The organism is Mesotoga sp. Brook.08.YT.4.2.5.2., from assembly GCF_003351125.1.
GTDB lineage: Bacteria > Thermotogota > Thermotogae > Petrotogales > Kosmotogaceae > Mesotoga.
In genome coordinates this window covers 1-22,708 of the sequence record NZ_JPGZ01000060.1, presented here as the reverse complement: position 1 = coordinate 22,708, position 22,708 = coordinate 1, and the positions used below count along the sequence as shown (strand labels likewise).

Sequence of the window (22,708 nt, the reverse complement as noted above, 5' to 3'; positions counted from 1 at the left end):
TCAGAACTTCTCAGGCTTTTCTGCATGGAGATCGAAGATATGTCCGCATTCTCTGCAAACGCGCACGATCACCTTAGAGCCCATCGAAAGAGGCTTTCCTAAAGGCATAAGTGCTGCATAGCCTGACCAGTAACCCTTTCCTATGTCCAGTGAGCCACAGTTTGGGCACTTGTCTGTTCGAATCATCGAATACCTCCAGTAGTCATTTCAAAATTGAAATGATCCAGTATTCCATTAAAGCAAATCTAGAACGAATAGGTAATCTTGCTTTGCTGTCAACCATCAGTCGACTCTAGAACCATTTTGGTACTCAGTACTCAGCTCAACAGTAAGCATTTCGCTTATGTCATGAACGCCGCATAGATAGTTGGAGCTTGAAAATCATGACCAAAGCGAAAGATAAGTCCTTCATCTTTTTGAAGAAATGAAGGCGGCGAAAAGAACCACAACTCCTCCTGCAAGCAGGATTGTCCACCCAAGCCAGTGAACTTGCGGTCCGCCGATTATATTCGCTATTTCCTCTCCAGAACTACCGGGAACATTGCTCTGGATAAGCTCTTTAAACTGAGTTCTCAAGGAGTTCTCGTCGGGCAGGTCCTTAATTACGGTAATCAACCTCGCTACTACAACCCCAATCGAAGCAAGCCCGGAAAGAAAGACCATCGATCTCACTTTCACGATTCCCATGATACCTGCAAAGATAGCAATTGCTAGTGTTAGTGAGCCATACAGATCTCCGCCGTTGAAAAAGGTCGCTTCGCTTCCTCCGGGGAAACGTACTATCGGCAGGAACAAACCAGCTATAATCATTGCCGCTCCAATAACAGCGAGAAAGATGCTCTTTTTCACAATCTCCACCTCTTTTCTGATGTTCAACGAGTATTAGACTTTTATCTAGCCTCGGCCAATAATATCAGAATACCATTCCAAGGTGTTGGATGTCTTATCTCCGATATACAGATAATGAAGTCTAAATCTAACTCAAAGGGAGGTGTTCTTAATCTCCTTCAATTCGATTTTGAATAGATTCTATTTTGATGCATCAACTCTCTCTTGAGTAGATTTAATTATGATGCATTACGATCTCATCGGGAGAGCCCTGATTGTGAAAATGTCGGTTATCAGATCGCGACTTCAAGGGTTTCGTTTCCGAATTCGCTCTCCACAAACGGGAACTGCATTACCTTCTCCAGAGGCTAAACATCCTTCGGACTTTCTTCTGGCATCATGTGGACTGAATTCTGAACTACAATTCTCAGCTGATCAAGGTTCCCGAAGTAGAAATCCTTATAGATTCTGCTCCACCAGATCGAGATCTCTGTATAAGAGATTGCTTTCAAAGCCAGTGAAGAACATCTCTACGCAGTCCACGAACTTTCTTTGAATGTCTATTTCTTCAATATATTCGTAGAGTTTCTCACCTGTATTTATCTGAGGGTAGTATATACGGATTGTGTCTCTGGTCTCATCGAATGTAACTGAGAATTCCATTTTGACTTTGTTTCGTTCTGTGTGGTGTAGTAATCCGAACTCTTCTCAAGAGCGCAAACTGGTGCCGTCGCAAATAAGGCAAATGCTAACAATACTATCAAACTCTTATATCATATAGACCTCCTAAAATCGTTAGACAAATCCGATAAAAGTTGTTCTATTATACAAATTCTCATTTTTCCTAGAGAAGATTAACAAACTCTCTAGAGTGAATGGGCAGAGAATCTTTGGCGAAGACGAACAGTATATAGACCTAGATAGGAGTTGTGTTCTCGTGCAAAGAAGGATTAAATTTGATAAAATTGGTCATATTAAGAACTTTGTTTTAGATATCGGAAGGAACAGTTCTTAAGATCGATCTGGTCACGGCTCTTAAATGTTATGGAGGGAAATCTATGAAACCAAAAATATCGGTGCTATTTACAGCCATACTAGTTGCGTTTCTTATATCACCGCTTTCTGCAGGAAATCTGGAACCTCTAGCAAGAGCCCCGATTATTGCAACGGCGATAGGCGACGGTGCTGCATCAGACGTTCTCGCCCTAGTCTGTGAAATGCACGGAATTGATTACGAGAACATCCTTCAGTTGAAACCCGAAGACTTCACCGAGAGACTCGACTCGAAGAACGCGCCCGGAACACTTTTTATTGCCCCTGGTGCCATGGTCGAGGGGGATCTATATACTGTATGCGGCGTTGAGGAAATCGATGTCGGTCAGGAGGTCTCCAGAATAGAGGAGCTCGTATCGATAGCGAAAGCGCGAGGAGTTCCTGTTGTAGCCATTCATATTGAAGGTGGCTTCACTTCACCAGACAACGATCCGAGGCAGTCCTTCGACTTGCTTATGCCGAAAGCCGACTACATAATTCTGGTATCACCGGGAGGACCGAGTGAGTATTTCTCCGCGCTCTCGGAGGAAACCGACGTTCAGGTGATAGTGGTCGACAAAGCTGAAAGAATTATCGATGCTCTTGATCTCTTATTCTCAATGGGTGGATCTTGATGTAACGCTCGAAACATAGTCTCACATAATCAGTCTTTAAATCTCTTTGATAGCTTCGGATAGAATGAGAGTCCTCATGAGTCTTCTTCTTTTTTAAGGATCAAAGATTGAAGTTCCTTCCATTGATGGTTTCTGGGTGTTGAAATATTCAAGTATATTAAGACACTCTCACTGTTTATTGACTGAACGATAAGGGCTTTCCAATTCGCCAAATGGTTATCGATACAAATTTGCCTCTTCAGGTACTTTGAATTCTTCGTGAGTTGCTCCAGCTCATTGCTCACCTTTTTGCCAGTGATAGAATTGACATGCGGGAGGAAGGAAAAATAACCCCGGAAAGGATGGTTATCTATGGATTCTGAAAAGCTTACGGAGCACGAATGGCACAAAAAGCAGGCGATAGAGAACTTCAACCTTACATGGGACCTTATTGACAAGAAAGACAGAACTGCAGAAGATGACCTTCTTATGATACACACCGCTCACGCATCACGCTTTCACTGGGGTGTGGTGGGTACCCCGATTGAATTTGCGAGGGGGGAGTGGCAAGTGTCCAGGGTTTATTCTTTGCTTAACATGGCAGAGTCAGCTTTGTATCATGGTGAGCTTTCGCTGAAATATTGCACCGACAATGCCATAAGTGGTTTCGATCTTGCCTTTGGCTATGAAGCCGTTGCTAGAGCCTACATGATTGCAGGAAAACGTGACCGTATGGATGAGTACATAAAGCTGGCAAGAGAAGCAGCCGATTTAATCGACGAAGAGCAGGACAAGAACTACTTTCTTTCGGAGCTGGAAAGCATCTCTCTTTAGCAGAAATTGATAGCCGGCTGACTGAAAATGATTCCGAACCAAACGCAGCAGAAAGACAAATAAGAAGGGCCCCTTTCGCGGGGCCCTTTATTCAGAAAGCAAGCTAATTGACTTCCTGCAGAGCTGCCTCTTCAAGGTATTCAGCGAGTTCAAACAGGTCTACTTTGTAGACTCCCCATCCTGCCTCATCAACCTCTAAGAAATCTATTCCGCGAATTGCATTTCTCTCAACGTATCCTTGACCTTCTGGAGAAGATCGATAGAGAAGAGGTCCGGCGGTCTCGATGGGAAGAATCTTCCAGTTGTTCGTGGGGGCGGGATCTACTTCGCCAATATATTGTATGTACTTTATTATTGCCTCCCGGTTTATCTCCGTTGTGGCAAGTATAACGTTATCGGCTACATGTGGGAAATTTCCTCCTCCACTCCCTCGGTAGTTGTTTGTCACTACCAGGAACTCCATTGACGCATCAAGCGGATTGCCTTCAAAGGTCGCAGAAATCAGTCGCTGGCCGGCAGGCCTGGTTATGTCGTAAACGTATTCTATTCCTTCAATCACATCGAAGTTGTATTCCCTGAAATCGTAGTTGACTATATGTTGCGGCTCTGCAGACGACGGGTCAATCTGATTGAAGTTACTTGCGGCCGCCTCGAGCCAGTCTTTTATCTGTTCGCCGTTAAGTTTTGCCACATAAATAGTATTCGGGTAAATGTAGATGTCAGTAATTGAGCCGATCGAGATGTCTCCTTGAACGTGTGTGAAATATGTCGGGCCCTGTCTGCCGGCAATGAATGGAGCAGCAGCGCTGAGAATTGGGAGCCATTCGTATTCGGAACCGGCAAATTCACGCTCCGCCCACCATATTTGAGCTTCGTTTATGATCTGAGTGACAGGATTGTCCATTATTCTTGAGAAGTAAGACGTTATCTCAGTATCGGTCCAGCCGATGGGAGTTCTTACATACTCAATCGTCGCTTCGTGCTTCGGCCAAACGAGTTCAGCCAGAAGCGGATGAGTTTCGACATCGGCGTCAACGGGAACAAGAGCTGCCGAACCATCTAACACTTCCCACTCTCCCGTATTCCAGTCATAGGCGAGGTCGAGACTTATTACACCTAAGTGTGAACCCCAAGAGCCCGGAAGTACAGTAGGAACACCGAAGATTAGGCCCTTGTCGTTATCGATGCTCTCGATGTCTGCAAAATCCCCAGGGAAATGAGAATGTTGGTGACCAAGAATCATTGCGTCAATACCTTCGATCTGAGCGAGATAATAGCCGGCGTTCTCCTGAGCGTCATAACTGGTTATTTCATCTGTGGAGATTCCCGTGTGGGCAACTGCAATTACGAGGTCTGCCTGGTCTCTGAGGATAGGAATGTACTTTTCTGCTTGTTCGACAATACCCTGTGTGAAGACGTTGCCTTCAAGATGACGTCTTCCCCAGCTCATAATCTGTGGCGGCGTGAAGCCGATCACACCGATCTTGATCGGGATTCCATCGACTTCTCTCTCGAGAATTACGTATGGGTCGGTCAAGAATCCCTTGGGATCATCTGCAAGCCTTATGTTTGCTGATACCCAGGGAAAAATCGAATTGCTTTTCGCGCGTTCAAAGAATTGCAGGCCAAAGTCAGTAACATCGTGATTTCCGACGGAGACTGCATCGTAACCTATGTAGTTGTAGGCACGGACGATGGTCTGGAAGTCGAATCCCTTAAGAGGATTCACATCGGCCTCGTAATCTCCGACAAGGCTTCCCTGAATGAAGTCGCCTGTGTCGAAGAGCAGAGTGTTTGCGTTTTCGTCTCTCACTTTTTCGATGAGCGTGAAAACCTTTGCAAGACCAATACTCTCATTCGGTTTGTCCCCCATGTAGTCGTAGGGCATTATGTATTGATGCATGTCTGTTGTACCCATTATGACAAGGGTATGGGCAGTCTTGCCAGCAGCAGAAAACAACGCACTCGAAAAAGCTACCAGAATCAGCAGAACCAGTGACAGAACCTTTCTTCTATCAGGCATCTAACCACTCCTCCTTCACTATACTGGTTGCTTTCTACTATGTGAGTTAATGCAGCAACCGTTTTGGATTATTATTATACAACCAGACCTGACTGTAGGCAAAGAAGTACATTACCTGTTCTAAAGTGCTCTAGAATATTGGCAGGAAATAGAGAGTATTGCAGTGGAGAAGTCTCATAACGCTTTGAACCAGGGTACGTTTAAGTCGCAGATCGTCGAGATTGCCGAGTCATAAAGTGCATTTGCTGCCTCTGAATATCCCCCAACAAATGTTCTCACCGCACCCATTCTCTTTAACCTGCGGAGTCCTTCTGTTAACATTGCCTTTCCCAGACCTCTATTGTGGTACTCCGGCACAACCCCAACCGGCTCATAATATCCGGTTCTGGTGACGTCATCATACCATATCGTGCAGAAGCCGGCTATCTCGCCGCCGGGAGCAACTGCGACAATATCTAGATCTCTCCTGTACAGGGGTTGCTTCTGGATATTGAGATACCATTCCCAGCCCTCGTAATCTTCGTCCGGCTCGTCAGGATGAAAGGCCCTCCAGGAAGCCCAGCTTCTGGAAGGTAGTTCTTCTGCATTTCCAAGAGAGCGGATCTCGAAACCTTTTGAGATCGAGACCTCTACAATTTGACCTTTCAAGTCTCGTCGATGCTGATGTTCTGGCCAATCTCCTCGCGAATAACCTCTTCTCTTCAAAATCTCTATCCTTCTTCTTTCCTGAGAATCGGCGAACACCCAGAGCCTCTTGACTCCGTCTTTCTCGCTAAAAAGGTGCTTCTCCGAGACTTCAAGCATCTCTTCTTCCAGCTCTTCGCAGTCAAAAGACGGATGTACTTGAGAATGGACCTCGCCGAACCCCTCTCAGTTGACGGCCGTCACAATCTTCTTGTTGCCGTCTTCCCAGAATATAATATGCTCATTCAGTGAATAGACTTTCAAACAGTTTTCCATCACATGCCAACGCCAGTAGTGGAGTCTAGCAACATGCCAGGAGTACTCGCGCAGTCCATTGTCCGTAAAAACCTTCCTAAGGAACTCTCTCAGCTTACAGTAATCCTCTTCACTCTCATATCTCGGCATTCTGTACTCCATTTTCGCCTCTCCACCTCAGTAATTTTCAACGTTCAGTTCTAATATTTAATTGTTAAAGCCGGGCTGATTTATCGGCCCGGCGACTTTGGCTTAATGAGATGTAAACTTGTCTCTATTCCTGCAAGCGGTACTTCCCATACGCGTCCGCTGCCTTGAGAGCAGAGAATACTGTTTCGGGCCTTACCTCAACCAGTTCGTTATGAATCGTCTCGCCTTCTGCGGAGGAAGTCTCCGCGACTTTCATCAGCTGTTCGTATGTAGCGTTCCCCAGCCCGATACCTTCAAGCGTTGTTGGAAGTCCGACTGTTTCACAGAAGCAGAACACTTCATCGATTACAGCGGGATCCTTTTCAGTAAGGAACAGCGACGCAAGCGTTCCGAAGGCTACTTTTTCTCCGTGGAAAAACTCGTGAGTCTCTTCCAAGATGGTGAGTCCATTGTGAATCGCGTGAGCCGCGGCAAGTCCTCCACTTTCGAATCCAAGGCCGCTCAGCAGAGTATTGGCCTCGATGACTTTCTCGAGAGCCGAAGTTACCACCTGTGCCTGGCAGGCGTTCTTTGCCTGCTCTCCATACTTCAATAGAGTTTCGTAGCAAAGTCTTGCAAGGGAGTAAGCCGTCATCGAACCAGGATTACCCGTCATGTTCTTGGCGTTTCCGATCTCGCAAGATCTTGCTTCAAACCAGGTTGCAAGAGCATCGCCCATTCCAGAAACAAGAAATCTTGCGGGTGCGGATGCGATAACCTTGGAATCTACCAGAACAAGATCGGGGTTTTTCGGGAGGAAGAGATATCTCTTGAACTCTCCTTCAGGTGTATATATTACAGATAGCGCGCTGCAAGGCGCATCCGTTGAAGCAATGGTTGGAACAACGGCCACGGGAATCTTAAGGTTGTGAGCAACGGCCTTGGCTGTGTCCAGTGTCTTTCCTCCTCCAATTCCGACAAGCACGTCGGCCTTGCCTGTGGCTTTGTCGGAAAGCCGATCGATCTCTTCGTCGGAACACTCTCCGCTGAATTCAATGATCTCGGCAGAGACTTCTTCAAGCAATGAATCCTTGATAGAAGGAATTATGTTCTCGTACACGAACGGATCGGTTATAAAAAAGGCGTTTTCACCGAATCTTTTCAGTTCCTTTCCCAGAGAATTCAGCGCATAGGCTCCCTGAACGTATCTCCCAGGGAAGATCGTAGCTTTTATCATGGACAACACCTCCTTATCTAAATAATTATAACGAAAAAGCCGACTAAGTTTGTGAAATAAAGATCAATATTTACTGTGCTTTTTCCCTTGATCACTGAATATTCTTGTAAGCAGCTCCGGATGCTATAATTTCAAATAGGATGTCCTTAGTGCGGACTATCTACCGAGACAATCTATGCAATTGTTTGAAGGAGGTGTTGTGAAGTGATTTACTACGTAGATGACAGCGCAAAGCCGGCCGGAGAACACGAGATTCATACCGAACACTGTGAGAGACTGAGAGAAGTGAAGTCGAAGACAATGCTGGGAGATTTCGTGAACTGCTTTGGAGCGCTTCAGAAGGCTCGCGAGCTTTACCAGAATGTTGACGGCTGTGCTTACTGCTGTAGCGAATGTCATAAGGACTGACACATGTACAACTTGCTACACCCTAACTCGACAATCTATCGATGAGTTCACAACAAATGTCTTATATCTTATTATCTGAACAGCCTTGAAGGCTGTTCTTTTTATCGATCGATTTTCTGTTGTAACTGCAGAGCTCGCGTGCAAGATTTCCGCATGGAATACTTGTTCTCGAACTGGGGTCGTTGTGTCGCCCGACGGAACTTCTCCATCGTTCCACGAATGCTATAATCTGTGAAGGTTTCGAGAAAACACTGTTGAAGAGATTGAAGAAGAGAGTGATCAAATGGATAGAGTAATTGTGGTTGGGAATATCGATGTAGATATAATAGCAGGTGCGGTGGATGACTGGCCCGAATGGGGCACGGAGATCGGCGTTGATTCAATCGAAATGCGTATTGGCGGCCAGGCGGCTAACACGGCTGTTGTGCTTGCCGATCTCGGAGTACCGGTGGATATTGTGACGGTAGCGGGAAATGATCTCTTCGGGAAGACGTTCAAGGAGAGATTCAAAGATATGGGAGTGTCGGTAGAAGGGTTTGATCTTATCCAGGGCAGAACACCATATACAATTGCGGTTACCCATATAGACAGCGAGAGGAGTTTCATCAGTAACGAGACGATAATGCACCATCTAGATGTTGACTTCGTAAAAAGCAAACTCACTGGTGTTAAGGGAGCGCACATTTTGTTCTGCGGGATAAATGTTCTTAACGGTCTAAGAGAAAGCAACCTGCAGACATTGCTGGAAGCTCTCAGAAAAGAAAACACAATCTATCTCGATCCCGGATGGCCACCGGATGGCTGGAGTCTTTTCAGAATTCAGATTCAGAGACTGCTAGATTCGGTGGACTGGTTTATGCCCAATGAAGCGGAGCTCATGGAAGCTACTAACCAGTCAACGATAGAGGCTGCAACTGAAACGTACCTCGAGGACTATGAAGGTCAGGCAATGGTCAAGATGGGTTCCAAAGGTTCTCTTATGATTGGAAGAGAGAATTCAAGACTCTATCCCACAGCGGAATCCAAGAATGTTGTAGATACAATAGGTGCTGGAGATTCTTTCAACGCTGGGTTCATATACTCTAATTCGTCGAATGGTGAGCCAGATATTAACTTTGCGCACAGAGTAGCTAGAGATTGGATTGAGGGGCGATACAGAAGTAAGATCATGATCTAGAGAATAGCAGTTATGTTGCTCGATGTTAACGCAACGGTCGGTAGGAAGCGGCTCCGACATTCCTGCTCGTAGTATAGAGGAGGGTTACTATTATCGGAAGGGTTCCACATAACGGATCAGTTCTCCTGCTTCTCTTTTGCCAGAGGGTTGAGAGATAATCTGCATTTGGATTGAATGGAGGGGTTGAGAAGAGTGCTTCTTAAAGAAGGGCAAAGAGTTCTCTTTCAAGGAGACAGCGCAACAGATGCCGGCAGAGACAGAGAAGACTTCTTTGGTCTGGGAAACGGTTACCCCGCTATTATTTCTGGGCTTGTCGGAGCCGCATATCCCGGGTTAAGAATAGATTTTCTAAACAGGGGTGTCGGAGGCGATAGGGTGAAGGATCTTCGAGAACGCTGGAAAGCCGACTGTATTGATTTATCGCCAGACTGGATTTCAATACTTGTCGGGGTAAATGACTGCTGGCGGTTCTATGACAGCAATAACAAGACCGAACCAGTCATCTTCGAAAGAGATTATAGGTATCTGCTCGAACCAGTTACCGCTATCGGGGCGTCTTCAATAATTATGGAACCGTTCTTTCTCCCGTTAAGAGGCGAGATGGAGTTCTGGGCAGAAGACCTTGGACCGAAGATTCAGATAATCAGAAGACTTGCGAGGGAATATGAGGCCATTTACATCCCGCTTGACGGGATTTTTGCTTCTGCGGCAACAATGAGAGAGCAGGGTTTCTGGGCAGAAGATGGTGTCCATCCCTCTCGAGAGCTCATCATTACCCACATGATGTTCTCTGGAAGCCATCTCATCATCTCCTGGTTTTTAACTAAGACCCTGGACGCGGAGTGTCAACGATGAACCGCTCTTCTGCTCTTGATCTTAAATCCCCGCTCGAGCGGGGGGGACCGCTTGCGGTGGGGTGTGTGCTCTTTGAAGCGCGTCTCACATCGATCCGACTGGCCGAGTTTTATCGGATGTATAACTCTTCACGTGATTGGTCTGTCTGTGCTATATGTTCTTGCCAGGAACCAACAACCGCTCTCTCAGGAGTATTCCAGGGCAGCGGCTTTTCCAGTCCTCAAAGACCAACACCCTCCGCCACTTCTTGGCCCTCCTCCCTCAAGCTCATCATTACCCATAAGTCAGGTAGAAAAAGTGTCTGCATATTCAAGGACAATGAGCAGCTTTATGAGACCCTGCCAGACGGTCTTTACCCCTGGATATCCATCGCTCTTTCTTCCAATGAAGCCGCCAATTCTTCCCAGCATGTAGACTATCTCGTTTATTGTCGGTGGTTCATTTGGCAAAGGTTTGTCTTTGTTTGCCATCTTGTACAGGACCTTCCATTCATTTTCATCGAGAAAGAACAATGACCGCTTTTCGTTGAACTCTCTTCCAAGATATGTAAGCCATAAGAGGAACCATGCAACAACATTATATATGGCTATTGCAACCTCTAGTCTTTTCCTCTCCTCCAGCTGAAGGTTCTCTACCTTGCATCCACTCTTTAGTGTGTAATGGAATCTCTCTATTATCACCTCCATACCCCATAAAAAGAAGTATTCACAATATTGATCGATCTATCCTCTTAATCTATCACTTCTCTTGCATTTTCTCCAATACTTGTGGGTAATGATGAGCTCCCTCAAGGGAGGACTTAAGATCAGGATCATCAGGAGCCAAATACAGCATATACTACCAATGGAGAAGAAGCATAATATGATTTCTATTTAGCTCCGTAACTTATGGGTAATGAAGAGCGCTCGAGAAGGGCACACTCTAATTGCTTTTCACTGGCTTCAGGCAATGAATATCGTTTCTTGATTCCGCTTCTTGGTGTTAAATTGTCGGCTTGATACTGTAGTCTACAAGGTGATCGTAGTATTCGCGATTCCTTTCGTATTCCGAGCGGTATATGATGCTTTTGGAATCCAATGCGTGATCTATTGCGAGAATGCCATCAAGGTGATCTATCTCATGTTGAAGCAGCTCCGATTTTGCCTGATCGACTCCCTTCCACTCGTGTTCGATTCCCCTTTCATCTTCATACACGATATCTATCGAAAGACTTCTCTCGAGCCTAATAAGCAGATGTGGAAAGGACATGCAGTCGTCCCACATAGTGAATCTAGAATCACTTACGCCAGTAATTCGGGGGTTAATAATGGCAAAACTCTCCTGTCCTAGTTGAGAGCGATCATCCTCTTTAGGATGCCGATCTGTGGTGCCGCAATGCCTCTACCGAAGCCATTATCCTTTCTGAATTCATCTAGTGTCTGTTTCAGCATAACGATCTGTCTTGTTGTTTCCTCGCTCTGAAAGTCACTGACCGGGGAACACTTCTCCCGAAGCAAGAAGTTTCCTAGAACTAATACATCACGCGTCATGGCTTACCTCCCGATCGTTCTCGCTGTCTCTTTTCAAAAGATTTGCGAGGGCCACAGCCGTTCCGAGCGGAAATAGCATTGTGCTTGCTTCCAGGTAACCTGCGACAATCTCTCCTCCTGACGAGAGTATGTCATCAAGCCCTATCTTGCGTTCAAGGCTTTTAACAAGCATGCTTTTCGGTAGAGCGATCAGCGCGCTAACCTCTTCGGGATCAAGTATGAAGGGCGAGTCGTCAACGAATTCCGCTTCAAAGCAGGCTATAACATACGGTTTCGCTTTAGGCAAATCTTCTCGCCGATCCAGCATCCTGTAGATGATTCTTGGAGCTGGAGTGGGGAGCACAATAGTGTCGAGAACCCTTCCATCGGAATCCACTAGATCGGTTCTTGCCGAGTTACTTACCTTTACAGACTTTCCTGTCTCTTCGACTGCTTCGCGTTTTGCTGCCTGGATGAAGCTCTCGTTTTCTTCACAATGGCCGCCTATTCCTGCGAAGAACCTTTCCCCCGGCTCTGTTCGGTGCTTCCTTCCGGAAACATGAAAGAGGTATTGGTCCCGGTATTCTAGAATTAGTCCGGTGCCCTTTTCGGAATTATCTGGAATCAAACTGTTGATACTCGTAATATTCTATCCTTCGATACTCGATTATTGAGCCAATCATTTGCTTATTTAAGGGTTCGATTGTTGATTTGCTCGAAAACCGAAAACACTGGTCTACAGATACATAGAGCTCGTTAGCCTTCAAATCGAGCGTTCTTAACGTTCTTTATGACGGAATCGGCCGCCAGCTTTCCCGTAAGTATGCTTATCGGTACGCCAGAAGGACTGTAAGTCCACTGGCCTGCCTGAAGAACATCCGGTATATGCGTCTTGACTGAGCTGTTTACTTTCATCATGCTGGAGACCACAGGTATCGGTTCTTCGAACGACCAGCCTACGATCGATCCCTCTGAGCTGCCGACATAACTCTCTATTGAAAGCGGACTGCTGGAAAATGCGAAGACAACCCTATCTTTCAGCATCGGATAGATTGAATTCGAGAGAACTCCGATCATTCTTTTTTCGATCTCACCTTTCAGCTCCTCGTACCAGCCGGCTTCATACGCTCTTTTCACGATCTCGTATTCGAAGAGAGTGCTTACAATCAGGCCGGTCTTTCCTTGAGGAGCCAGGTTCTTGTCTTTAAGCGCCGGGATCGAAATCTCGTAAGTGCTCAGTTCGCAGAATCTGTCCAGCCAGCTCAAAACCTTCTCTTTCGAACTCTTCGACCAGTTCTCCAGAAGAGCCTTCATTTCGCTGCGATGAATTTCTCCCAATCCTTTCCTCGAAGGAGTATAGAAGAAGTGACCGCTGGCTATCGCTTCAAATTTTTCGGGAGGTTCATCCACCGCGATGAAGATGCTGAAAATAGAATCGGTACCGTGTTTCTTCGAAATCTCGGACCTAAATTTGTTAAGCGTTTTTACTGAGGTTTCGGGCAGATTGTCTGTTTTCACAATTGAGTAAAGCTTCTTTAGGTCGGCAGCCCAAACTAGTTTTCTGTATTTGTAGGATCTTCCACCGGTATCGACGATTACTTTTCTTCCAGCATTGACCTCTGTTACTTCCCTACCTGTCTCGATTTCCCCGCCAAATTGGACTATCTTTTCTCTTACGCGTTCGGCCATAGTTCCAACTCCACCTTTTGGGTAGAAGTAATCCTGATAAAGGTAGAAATAACTCATGGCGAAAAAAGTCGGGGTGTTCTTGAAGAAATGCTGGTCTATTATGTCTCTCAAAGACCTATCTTCAACAATCTTCTCAAGAAAATCCTCTACGGGCATTTGGAATTTCCCGATTCTTCTGAGGGTGAAGAGGAACTTGAAGAGCCACGGGAAGTATACTTTCAAAAAATATGATTTGTTGTTCTTGAAGTCCATGAAAAGAGGATTATCGACTCCGTAAAGGATCTCCATATCCTTCATGATCCTCTTGATGAATGAAATCACTCTCTCGATCTCTTCATCGCTTCCGGGATACATCTTCCTCAGAAGATCTGAATACTCCTTAAGACTCTCCTTTGAGGTCACACGTATGACAGTGTCTTCAATTCCCACCGATACGGGACTCTTGACTATTTCGATTTCTATTCCGAGTTCCCTGAGCATCGGCAGAATGATACCGGCGCTTTCAAGTGCTCTAACTCCTCCGTCAAATTGAAACCCATCCCTCCAGAAAGAGTTGATCAGACCACCACACTTCTCGTTCTTTTCCAGCAGGAGGACTTTGGCCCCTGCTTTTGCGATATATGCGGCGCTGGTCATTCCAGCTATTCCTCCGCCAACGACTATAACGTCATAGGTCTCCATGATTGAGGCCCCCTATCCGCAGGCTTTCCTGCCAGAGTTCTTCAGCTGTTTCGGTATCAAGGGCCGGCGGGGCTGGAATCTCCTCGGTAGTCAAATTGAAGAATCTTCCACTTATGCCTTCTAAATCGCGTGAAACACCCAGATAGTAAAGAGATTCAGCTGAAATCTCCGGTGAGCGGGAAAATCTGTCGACGAAATTTTTCTTGTACCATTTGTAAAATGCCCCGTTTTCTTTTCCTGTACCCGTTCTAACTGCACCGGGGTGCATAGCGTTGATTGTTACACCACTCCCCTTGAAGTATTCGTTGAATATTTTCATACTGAGAAGTTGGGCGGTCTTAGCGAAACCGTAGGCTTTAAGGCCACTGTAGTGTCTCTTCTGCCAGTTAAGTTCATCTGTCTTAATTCCCCACACAGCAAAGCGATGACCTTCTGAATTCACAAGTAATACCCGCGACTTCTCCTGTGCCTTAAGCTTGTCTCTTAAGATGTAGTTTATAACGAAAGAAGAGAGATAGTTCACGGCAAATGTAGTTTCAAGGCCGTCGACAGTCAGTTCCTTTTGCTTAAGGAAGACTCCGGCATTGTGTATGAGGACATCTATGGGATCTCCAATCTTAGATAGCTCTTCCCCAACCCTCTTGCTGTCTTCTAGGCTGCTGAAATCGGCTATCATATATGAAGGTTCAACTCCGAAGTCCCGTCTGAGCTCTTCGCACAGGCTTTCCGATTTCTCTTTGTTTCGGTTTATGGAAAGGATCCTTGCCCCATGGCTGGCATACTTCCTGCATGTATAGTATCCAATACCCGAAGTGCCTCCGGTAACAACCACCAGGCGATCCTCGAAATCATCACTGCAAATCTTTGGATCAGACTTGTTGTTCTTTATCATCGCGCGAATGTTTGACCACTTGTATTGTTTCCAGTATTTGCGGATGGGGTTCCTGCCTCTCTCCATATACAGCACCTACCCGAAGTGTTTTTTCATGAAACGCCTGTAAGGCTTTCTGAATGAGGGTATGTTGTCGAAGATAGTACCCCAAAGGTCATAGTAATCTCGCTGCTCAATTATCTTTCCCTCTTCACTAATAGATAGACGGCTCGCACCGTAAATCACGGAAGTCCTCGTTTTCTTGAAGAGTATCGTCATCTCCCATTCGACAAAGACAACTTTATCTTCCTTAATGACTCTTAGAACAGCCATCTTCAGCTCTTTAGATCTCTCGGCGAGTCTTTCTGTCATTTTCTTGAATTCTTCGATCCCCCGGATTTCCTGGATCGTGTCTTTAAAGAGAATGTTGTCGTCGTAGTAAGGAAGAATGTGAGACCAGTCCGGTTTCCCTTCGGTGTTGTAGGTCTTTGACCAAAGTTCTCTTATTTGATCCGCACTTGTTATACAAAACGTATCCACAATCACTACTCCTTAAAGCAGACAGGAGGAGAAAGCTTCCAAAATCCTGCATGTGCTTCCAGCAATTAGCTCGCAAAAAACATCTTAAGAAAATCGTATCACGGCGCCCCTTAAGAAAGTATATTTGGAGGATAACAAAATAGCAAGCTCTCCTTCCTCCTAATGAATTGTGAACAGGAAGCTTGAGAGAAGGAGTTTTCTCAATACAGTACGTCCGATGAACGTCTCGCTACCGCAAACTAGAGAAACCCATTGCGGCATGATAAGAGCTTCGAACGAGAGGACCAGATGCCACGAACAAGAACCCCATTTCCAGAGCGAAGGTCTTGAAACTTTCAAACTTCTCCGGCGTAACGTAATCGACGACCGGTAGGTGTTCATGAGAGGGCTGAAGGTACTGCCCAATCGTCAACATGCTGCAGCCGGCATCAAGCAGGTCGTCTATTACGTATCTAACTTCCTCTTCGTTTTCGCCCAGTCCAACTATTATTCCAGACTTGGTTACTATTGTAGAATCGATTTCCTTTACTCTTCTCAGAAGCTCAATTGAGCGGCCATAAGCCGCTCCGGGTCTGACCTTGTCGTACAAGGAAGGTACCGTCTCCACGTTGTGATTCAGCACGTCCGGATGCTCTCTGACGATTTTTTCTAGTGCCTTCCAGTTACCATTCAGATCAGGGATCAGTAGCTCTACGGTCGTATCAGGACAGTTCTTTCTCAATTCACGGACCACATCGACAAACTGAGAAGCGCCACCATCATCCAGATCGTCCCTTGTAACCGAGGTGATTACAGCGTGCCTCAGTTGAAGAATATGAACGGCGTTAGAAATGTTCTCCGGCTCCTTTGGGTCTGGAGAGCCGGGTATTCCTTTCGAAACGGCGCAGAATCGACAGCGCCTTGTGCATACGTTGCCTAGTATCATGAAGGTTGCGGTTCTGGAAGCGAAACACTCACCTACATTGGGACACCTCGCTTCTTCGCAAACGGTGTGAAGCCGTAGGCTTCGCAACATGACTTTTATGTCACTCAGTTTACTTCTGTCAGTGTTAAGCTTTTCCTTAAGCCATTTTGGTTTCTCTATCACTTTGAACACTCTCCAGACATTCTCTCGAAATCTCCACTATCTTGCTTTCAAAGATAAGTGCGAACTTCTCTTTCACTTTCTCAATGATCTCTCGGAAGTCAAAACTGACTGTAAGATCATCCATCGAAACAACTGCATAGTCCTTTATTCCGCATGGATTTATCAGTTTGAAGTGACCTTTGTTCACCTGAACATTCAGAGCAAATCCGTGCATTGTGTACCATCTCTTTACCGCTATACCGACGGCGGCTATCTTCTCCTCTTTGACCCATACGCCCCTGTATTCCGGTTTTCTTCCTGCTTCTATACCGTAATCTTGCAACAACGTTATTACTACCTCTTCAAGAGAATTCACGTACCAGGGAAGATTCTTCTTCCATTTTCCAAGATTCAGAATCGGATATGCAACAAGCTGACCCGGGCCGTGATAGGTTATATTACCTCCCCTGTCGGTGTCTTGGAGCGCGACCCCCAGGCGTTTGAGCTCACTCTCGTCAACCAGAAGATTCTCTCTTCCTCCCGACCTACCTATAGTCAGCACCGGTTCGTGTTCAAGAAGAATCAGTATGCAGTCCGCTTTTCCCGCCATTACTTTTTCAAGCGCTCTATGCTGTATATTCAGCCCGTCAAGGTAGTTTGTGAGCCCATTAAGACTTATTGAATAGCAAGTTCGATTTTCCAAGGTCACTCAGCTCCAACCTTATCTGATTTTTCGGTAACTGAAGAAGGTAATATTCTAACGAATTCCGCATATTTCATGACTTCTTCTCGACTTAAGGGAGCGGGGCGGGTTTCTCCAGCGACCCACAACGCTACCTGATCAAAGAAATGAGGACTTCTCGGATCTTCGGATATCCCGGGCGGCAGAAACGCTCGAGAGTTGTCGATGTTCGAAAGGTCCACTACCTGAGTATAAGAATTTCCCAGCTGAGACCAGATGGTATTTGCTGAGGTTGTCGTGAGAGACGGCATGATTCTATTTGCATTCGGAAGTATTGAGGGAAAACCCTCTAAATTAGCCTGATAGACCATCACTAGTGATCTGACTTGAGAAGTGCCTTCTCGGATGTTGGCTGTTGCAGTCTCAATAACCTGATTGACCCAAACCGCGAGTTCCTCCTCATCCGTCAGCATGCCGTAGATCTCATTTTCGCTCAAGACGGAACGAAGGAGAAAAATGTTTCCCGCATGGCCTCCGCCGTATTTTGAGGCTAGAGTGGCAGTAGAAGAATCGACCCTCAAACTGCGATGCATTGTTTGGACAAGAGTCTCAGCAATATCTGCTGCCCCGCTGTTCTCAACCAGGCGATAGTCCCAATCACTGAAAACGTTTAGAAGCCTCGATGAGCTTTGAGACAACAGATTCCTTTGAAGCAAGAGGTCTGCCAGATCGAGAAAGTCTCGGGCTATTGACGAAACATTATCTCGATGTATTTCAGAAAAGCTTGAAAAAGTGAAGTCATTTTGATTATCGAGAAGCTCGTAAAGTCTCATGCTTCTAGGGTTATGTCCGGTCCCTCCGGTGCCTATCGTTAGGGAATACGGATACCAGTCGCCAACGGGCAGGTGATTTGCGCTGGCAACGAACCCCAAAGACGGATTCAAAACATGGGGAAGATCTTCAAAGGGCACGTATCCAATCCATTCCTTGTTGCCCGTCCAGCCTATCTGGGGAAGGCCAAGTCTTCCGGAACGGATCGGAATTGCCGCAGCCGTATGGTATCCGATATTTCCCGACACGTCGGCATACACAACATGTATCCCAGGGAACATGTAATCGCTCAATCCGCCGGTGAATTCTTCCCAGTTCCTTGATCTCATCATGGATAACATACCCGTTATCGGTGTCTTCATCTCGTCAATAGCAACGTATTTCAGTGAGAAGTTTTCTGCACGCCCTGCTCCTTTTAGAAACAAGTCTACGAGGGGACCATGAATAGTCTTACTAACTGTGATTTCAACCGGTTCTTCATCACGAACGTAAATGACCTCTGTGGTAGACTGCACAGGATACCAGACATCTTTGAAGAGAAATTCGGATCTATCTTCACTTAGTTTCTCCTGAAAGAGGTCTCCATTGTCAGAACCGAGCGCGGTTGCACCCCATGCAAGGTCTTCGTTCCAGCCAATGAGAAAGCCAGGCGAACCTGCAACACAGATTCCTCTCACATTGTAGTTGCCGCCGCTGAGGTGTATTTCATACCAGAGAGAAGGAAGAGTAACGGCAATCTGCGGGTCGCTCTCAAGGAGAGGACTCCCTGTGAGAGTCTTGCTTCCCGATACCGTCCATGCGTGGCTGGCCTTCAATGAGTCCCATTCCATCCATTCACTTGATTCGTGCTGTTCGCTTTCCATAAGCCGTCGGTATGCGTCGGGGTCGGTTCGAAGGAAGTCGGATTCAGTTACAATCGCAGCTGAATTGTCTGTAACGATCGGGTCTTGAGTTACGCCGCTCCGCAACCGCTGCTCGTAGTTTCGAAGGGCCGTGACTTCGTTTTGCCACGACCGATCGAATCTCTCTGATAGGCGCATCCACACAGCAATACTATCGGCAACCGTCCATGGATCCGGGACGATTCCAATCTCATCGAAGACAGGATTCAGGTTATCGAGATTAGTCTCAAGATAGTAGTTTACTCCTTCAGCATAGGCTTCGAGTATAGACTTCGTCTCACCGTCCAGATGATTGGCGATCTCTTGCGCGTGTTTGTAAAGCCCGAGCGTACGCATAAGCTTGTCCGACTCTAGCCAGTCCTTGCCGTAGATCTCTGACAGCTTTCCCGAGACTTTTCTGCGTGAGAGCTCCATTTGGAACATTCGGTCTTCTGCCGTTGCATAACCTGCTCCAAAAAAGAGCTCCGAATCCGTATCTGCATAGACGTGGGCAACTCCCCAGTAATCACGAATTATCTCTATCTGACTTGCAAACAACGTCATAGGGGAAGTTAAAAGAGCTGCAAGCATGAAGAATGTTAGTATCAAAAATCCAGTTTCTTTTCTCATGTTCACCCCCTAGATTCATCATCTGGAATGACCTTCCAATTATAGAGCACTCCATCCTCTGGATGAATTTGAGGCGAGTATCGCTCTTTTTGTGGCAGTCGAAATAGTAAAAGGGATCTCATTGTTGACTTAGCATACCTTTCCTGTGACCTTTGCAGGATTATGATGGAGGAATTCAAAGACTCATTTCATCCGTGAATTGCCTGAAAGAATTTATGACAGCTAAAGAGCTACGTGATAAATCTGTCAAAGTTGAATAAGTTCATATGGGCTTTGTTGGGCAGAATAAGCGGAGAGGTTTCCCTCTCCGCTTCATCTAGTGATTCAGATCAATTGGCAGGATTAATAATTACTATTCTTCCCTCATTTACAGGAGAGATCGTTCCATGCCTTTCAACGTACTCCGCGAAGGCGTCTCTCAGGAAAGACTTTGTCACAATAGTCTTCTCCATTTCGAGGAACATTGTGAACTTGTCTCCTCCGCCCGTGAGGAAGTCGTTAGCCGTAAGGGTATAGGTCTTTTCGAGATCGAGAGGTACACCGTTGGATGTAACGGATATCAATCGCTCATACGGTGGTTTTGAAGCGTCGAATGTGTATTCAAGCCCCGATACCTGTAAGAACTGACCGGCGGCGGCCGGGTAGGCCGAAATGCCGTGTTCAAGGATGTCCCATATCTGTTTTCCGGTAGCCTTTACGGCAACTACGAGATTGTCGAACGGGAGAACAGTATATGCGTCCTTTATTGTAATATCTCCCGCGGGAACACTTGCTCGAACTCCGCCTCCGTTCTGGATTGCGAAATCAGTCCCCGTCATCTCTCTCAGACTGTCGGCTATAGCGTTGGCCAGATTTGATTCTTTGAGGCGCACAGTTCCTCTTTCTCCATCGAGATCGACTTCGGTCCTTCCAATTACTGTACCGAGCCTATCGTCGAGCTGCGAGACATAACTCTCTACCACTTCAACCACGGCCTCATCCTGCGGCAGATTTTGGCTCATGAAGACGTGAGCAAAGTTGATTCCGATTACCTCGCCTCTGTAGATATTTAGATTAGTCTTTGAGATCAGCTCTGCATGTTTACCTGAAGAGATTACCCAGCTTCCGTTTATCTTCTCCGGGAAAGCGACAACGTCTCTTCCACCTTCAAATATCAGATCGTATCCGGAGACCTTTATCGGTAGTACTCTGTTTCCACCGTGCAAGTGTGCAAGGGCGAATACCAGATCTACCTGGGGAGACACTTCATCCAGGACTCTCTGCGCGGCCGAATACTGCTCTTCAAATGTTATTCCGGCAACATTTCTGGGGTGTGTATACCAGGCGCTACTGTCATCGGTAAGTCCCACAATCGCTATCTTGAGACCCGCAATCTCCTTGATTATGTATGGCTCAAGAAAGTATGGAGATTCTCCCAGGTATAGAGTATTGGCGCCAAGGAATGGGAAATTCGCAAGCTGGCTATTTCTTTCCATAACGTTGAACGGGAAATCGAAGTCGTGGTTGCCGAGTACCATCGCATCGTAACCCATCATGTTCATTATCTTTATTACAGGTTCACCTTCGAAAAGATTGGCAACATTTGTGTTATAGGGAGCATCTCCTACGTCGAGAAGGAGAAGGTTGGGCTGCATTGCGCGTTCGGTGTTGACAAAGTATGCCATTTTCTCAACCGCTCCGACGGGATATTTCGCCCCACTGGGGAAGTATGGCTCGATGTGACCATGAATATCTGCGGTTGCCAGAATGGTGATAATCGTGAAGTCTGGGTTTTCTACGAAGTTGGAAAGGATTTGTGCAGCTTCCTCTCTTCTCAGTGGTCTGTCAAGAGAAAGCAGCTCGGCAGGTGCGTAAACTAGCTCTCTAAGTTTTGCTTCATAATCTACAGGCTCATCTACTCCGAAAAGAACCTTTGCTACAGCAAGTCCGAATTCAGCTGCGGTTATTGGTTCAAACGGCCTATATTCCCCGTTGACCACCTCTTCCGCACGGACCTTTATAAGCCCCTCGATGTATTCCTCTCCTTCGATATCGACGATATCTTTGGCAGACGGAACAACGAAAGCCTCATCAATAACACCAAGTGGATCGGTGTAGACGAACTTCTTCTCAACCTCTTCTTCGATCTTCATCGAATGAATCGTTGACAATTTGAATGTCTTGACAATCCACTCGGCCGCGTCAGCTCTTGAAAGAGCCTCAGCTGGATAGAAATACCCATCAAATGCTTCAACTATTCCCGAGGCATGAAGCTTTTCGATCGCAGCAGAATACGGACTGCCCGCGATATCTTTGAAGGTTGCAAAGGATAGAACACAAACTAGAATCAGCGCAATCAGTACGAACTTACTCCTCAACATGCTATCCCTCCTCTTTGTAAGGTGCTGTAATAATAAAAGAAATCATAAATCTCCAAGATTGATTCCACCCGGGGACCGCGAAGCAATGCTAAGAATAGTATAATGCCGCGAAACGATATAACAAGCTCAAGTTTAGTCACTCATCAGTAACTGTTTCAGCGATTATAACAGCCTTACATAACGATACTCATAACTTGTTCGAAAACTCCCATATCTCCTCTGTAATCCTTGGAATTCCAGGTATCTAATGCGTTGAGATTGTTTTCTAGCAAATATCATGTAGTGTTTCAAGAATGAGAATTCATCTATCCGCACAATCTCCATAAGCGAAGGCCACAGCCAAGGGGCGAAGCGGGGGGTATAGGGTCTTGTAAGAGCGTTAGAAGCTGTTCTTGGAAGAGCGGCTGTTTGTTCCGATGCTGCGCGTCCAGGTTCTTCGTCATTGGTCAAGATTCCGCAATGCTCAAGCCAGAGACGTCCCTAGTTATTCTCTCAGATCATGAACTCGTCCTTCGAAAGAGCCGCTGCGCGCTTAAGAACAAGGACCCGCTGAACGCTGTGAAGAGCCGTCCTTAGTCCTTCGTCCCAGATCATGGACCCGTCCTTGGCGTTGGGAAGAGCCTGAGGTCAGAGGCAAGAGGTCGGAAGAGCAGATCTTGAATCCCCAGTCTTTTCCTACTTCACGTCATCTGGCATGATTCTGGCCAAGATTTTGATCCATCGCGAGAGAGGACATAAGATCAAGATAATCAAGAGCCTGACACAGCATATCTTGTTAAGGGAGGAGGAGCATCATATGATTTCTCACCAACTCTCTGACTTATGGGAATGATGAGCTCGAGAGGGGATTAAAGAGCTCTTAAGGGCTTTTCAGGTTCTGTCTCTTTTTTTGT

The 22,708-nt window shown here is 46.3% G+C and carries 21 protein-coding genes and 1 pseudogene; 5 read left to right on the top strand and 17 right to left on the bottom strand.

The genetic code is table 11. The features are described 5' to 3' along the window. The 3 genes from Q502_RS13980 to Q502_RS14350 all read right to left on the bottom strand — a co-directional run bounded on the left by Q502_RS13980 (position 1) and on the right by Q502_RS14350 (position 1,491). Positions 1-186 (bottom strand): transcription initiation factor TFIIIB, encoded by a 186-nt coding sequence (locus Q502_RS13980; protein WP_099830143.1) that lies wholly within the window; start codon positions 184-186, stop codon positions 1-3. 222 nt (positions 187-408) lie between these two features. Continuing rightward, complete coding sequence (locus Q502_RS13975; RefSeq protein ID WP_099830144.1) at positions 409-849, bottom strand: hypothetical protein; 441 nt, start codon at positions 847-849, stop codon at positions 409-411. Between the two features lie 438 nt (positions 850-1,287). After that, complete coding sequence (locus tag Q502_RS14350; protein ID WP_165775374.1) at positions 1,288-1,491, bottom strand: hypothetical protein; 204 nt, start codon at positions 1,489-1,491, stop codon at positions 1,288-1,290. A gap of 395 nt (positions 1,492-1,886) precedes the next feature. On the opposite strand from Q502_RS14350, the gene Q502_RS13965 reads away from it, so the two are divergent. Both Q502_RS13965 and Q502_RS13960 read left to right on the top strand, forming a co-directional pair. Next, on the top strand, positions 1,887-2,495 hold the full coding sequence (locus Q502_RS13965; RefSeq protein WP_099830145.1) for a DUF6305 family protein: 609 nt from the start codon (positions 1,887-1,889) through the stop codon (positions 2,493-2,495). 351 nt (positions 2,496-2,846) lie between these two features. Continuing rightward, on the top strand, positions 2,847-3,308 hold the full coding sequence (locus Q502_RS13960; protein ID WP_099830146.1) for a hypothetical protein: 462 nt from the start codon (positions 2,847-2,849) through the stop codon (positions 3,306-3,308). A gap of 103 nt (positions 3,309-3,411) precedes the next feature. On the opposite strand, the gene Q502_RS13955 is transcribed toward Q502_RS13960, so the two are convergent. The 4 genes from Q502_RS13955 to Q502_RS13940 form a co-directional block, all read right to left on the bottom strand. Continuing rightward, positions 3,412-5,331 (bottom strand): bifunctional 2',3'-cyclic-nucleotide 2'-phosphodiesterase/3'-nucleotidase, encoded by a 1,920-nt coding sequence (locus Q502_RS13955; RefSeq protein ID WP_099830147.1) that lies wholly within the window; start codon positions 5,329-5,331, stop codon positions 3,412-3,414. Between the two features lie 174 nt (positions 5,332-5,505). After that, entirely contained in the window at positions 5,506-6,135 is a 630-nt protein-coding gene (locus Q502_RS13950) for a GNAT family N-acetyltransferase (RefSeq protein ID WP_099830148.1), read from the bottom strand. Between the two features lie 66 nt (positions 6,136-6,201). Continuing rightward, a complete protein-coding gene (locus tag Q502_RS13945) occupies positions 6,202-6,432 on the bottom strand; it encodes a hypothetical protein (protein ID WP_099830149.1) in 231 nt (76 codons plus the stop codon). Positions 6,433-6,544: 112 nt separating this feature from the next. Then, positions 6,545-7,636, bottom strand: a complete 1,092-nt coding sequence (locus tag Q502_RS13940; protein WP_099830150.1) for a glycerol dehydrogenase — start codon at positions 7,634-7,636, stop codon at positions 6,545-6,547. A 204-nt stretch (positions 7,637-7,840) separates the two neighbouring features. Here Q502_RS13940 and Q502_RS13935 point away from each other — a divergent pair, with 204 nt between their 5' ends. From Q502_RS13935 to Q502_RS13925, 3 genes are all read left to right on the top strand, one after another. Further along, complete coding sequence (locus Q502_RS13935) at positions 7,841-8,044, top strand: hypothetical protein (protein WP_099830151.1); 204 nt, start codon at positions 7,841-7,843, stop codon at positions 8,042-8,044. Positions 8,045-8,327: 283 nt separating this feature from the next. Further along, positions 8,328-9,221, top strand: coding sequence for a carbohydrate kinase family protein (locus tag Q502_RS13930; RefSeq protein ID WP_099830152.1), 894 nt, complete (start codon positions 8,328-8,330; stop codon positions 9,219-9,221). 192 nt (positions 9,222-9,413) lie between these two features. Then, positions 9,414-10,076, top strand: coding sequence for a GDSL-type esterase/lipase family protein (locus Q502_RS13925; protein ID WP_099830153.1), 663 nt, complete (start codon positions 9,414-9,416; stop codon positions 10,074-10,076). Between the two features lie 284 nt (positions 10,077-10,360). Here Q502_RS13925 and Q502_RS13920 read toward each other — a convergent pair whose 3' ends face one another. From Q502_RS13920 to Q502_RS13875, 10 genes and pseudogenes are all read right to left on the bottom strand, one after another. Then, entirely contained in the window at positions 10,361-10,756 is a 396-nt protein-coding gene (locus Q502_RS13920) for an IS4 family transposase (protein WP_165775377.1), read from the bottom strand. Between the two features lie 301 nt (positions 10,757-11,057). Next, positions 11,058-11,605, bottom strand: a pseudogene (locus tag Q502_RS13915) (peptide deformylase). Then, positions 11,595-12,212, bottom strand: a complete 618-nt coding sequence (locus Q502_RS13910; RefSeq protein WP_243392343.1) for an NUDIX hydrolase — start codon at positions 12,210-12,212, stop codon at positions 11,595-11,597. The pseudogene Q502_RS13915 and the gene Q502_RS13910 overlap by 11 nt, the downstream one beginning before the upstream one ends. Positions 12,213-12,340: 128 nt before the next feature. Then, positions 12,341-13,954: an NAD(P)/FAD-dependent oxidoreductase gene (locus Q502_RS13905; protein ID WP_243392344.1), complete on the bottom strand. Its 1,614-nt coding sequence runs from the start codon at positions 13,952-13,954 to the stop codon at positions 12,341-12,343. Next, positions 13,941-14,912 (bottom strand): SDR family NAD(P)-dependent oxidoreductase, encoded by a 972-nt coding sequence (locus Q502_RS13900; protein ID WP_099830157.1) that lies wholly within the window; start codon positions 14,910-14,912, stop codon positions 13,941-13,943. The genes Q502_RS13905 and Q502_RS13900 overlap by 14 nt, the downstream gene beginning before the upstream one ends. A gap of 9 nt (positions 14,913-14,921) precedes the next feature. Continuing rightward, positions 14,922-15,365, bottom strand: a complete 444-nt coding sequence (locus tag Q502_RS13895; RefSeq protein ID WP_099830158.1) for a nuclear transport factor 2 family protein — start codon at positions 15,363-15,365, stop codon at positions 14,922-14,924. A gap of 229 nt (positions 15,366-15,594) precedes the next feature. Next, positions 15,595-16,452 carry a lipoyl synthase gene (gene lipA, locus Q502_RS13890; protein WP_099830159.1) on the bottom strand — a complete coding sequence of 286 codons (858 nt, stop codon included), beginning with the start codon at positions 16,450-16,452 and terminating at the stop codon, positions 15,595-15,597. After that, positions 16,427-17,140, bottom strand: coding sequence for a lipoyl(octanoyl) transferase LipB (gene lipB / locus Q502_RS13885; RefSeq protein ID WP_258001637.1), 714 nt, complete (start codon positions 17,138-17,140; stop codon positions 16,427-16,429). The genes lipA and lipB overlap by 26 nt, the downstream gene beginning before the upstream one ends. Further along, positions 17,137-19,455 (bottom strand): penicillin acylase family protein, encoded by a 2,319-nt coding sequence (locus tag Q502_RS13880; protein ID WP_099830160.1) that lies wholly within the window; start codon positions 19,453-19,455, stop codon positions 17,137-17,139. Before Q502_RS13880 ends, lipB begins: the two co-directional genes overlap by 4 nt. 329 nt (positions 19,456-19,784) lie before the next feature. Beyond that, positions 19,785-21,815: a 5'-nucleotidase C-terminal domain-containing protein gene (locus tag Q502_RS13875; protein WP_102818780.1), complete on the bottom strand. Its 2,031-nt coding sequence runs from the start codon at positions 21,813-21,815 to the stop codon at positions 19,785-19,787. Positions 21,816-22,708: the final 893 nt, after the last annotated feature.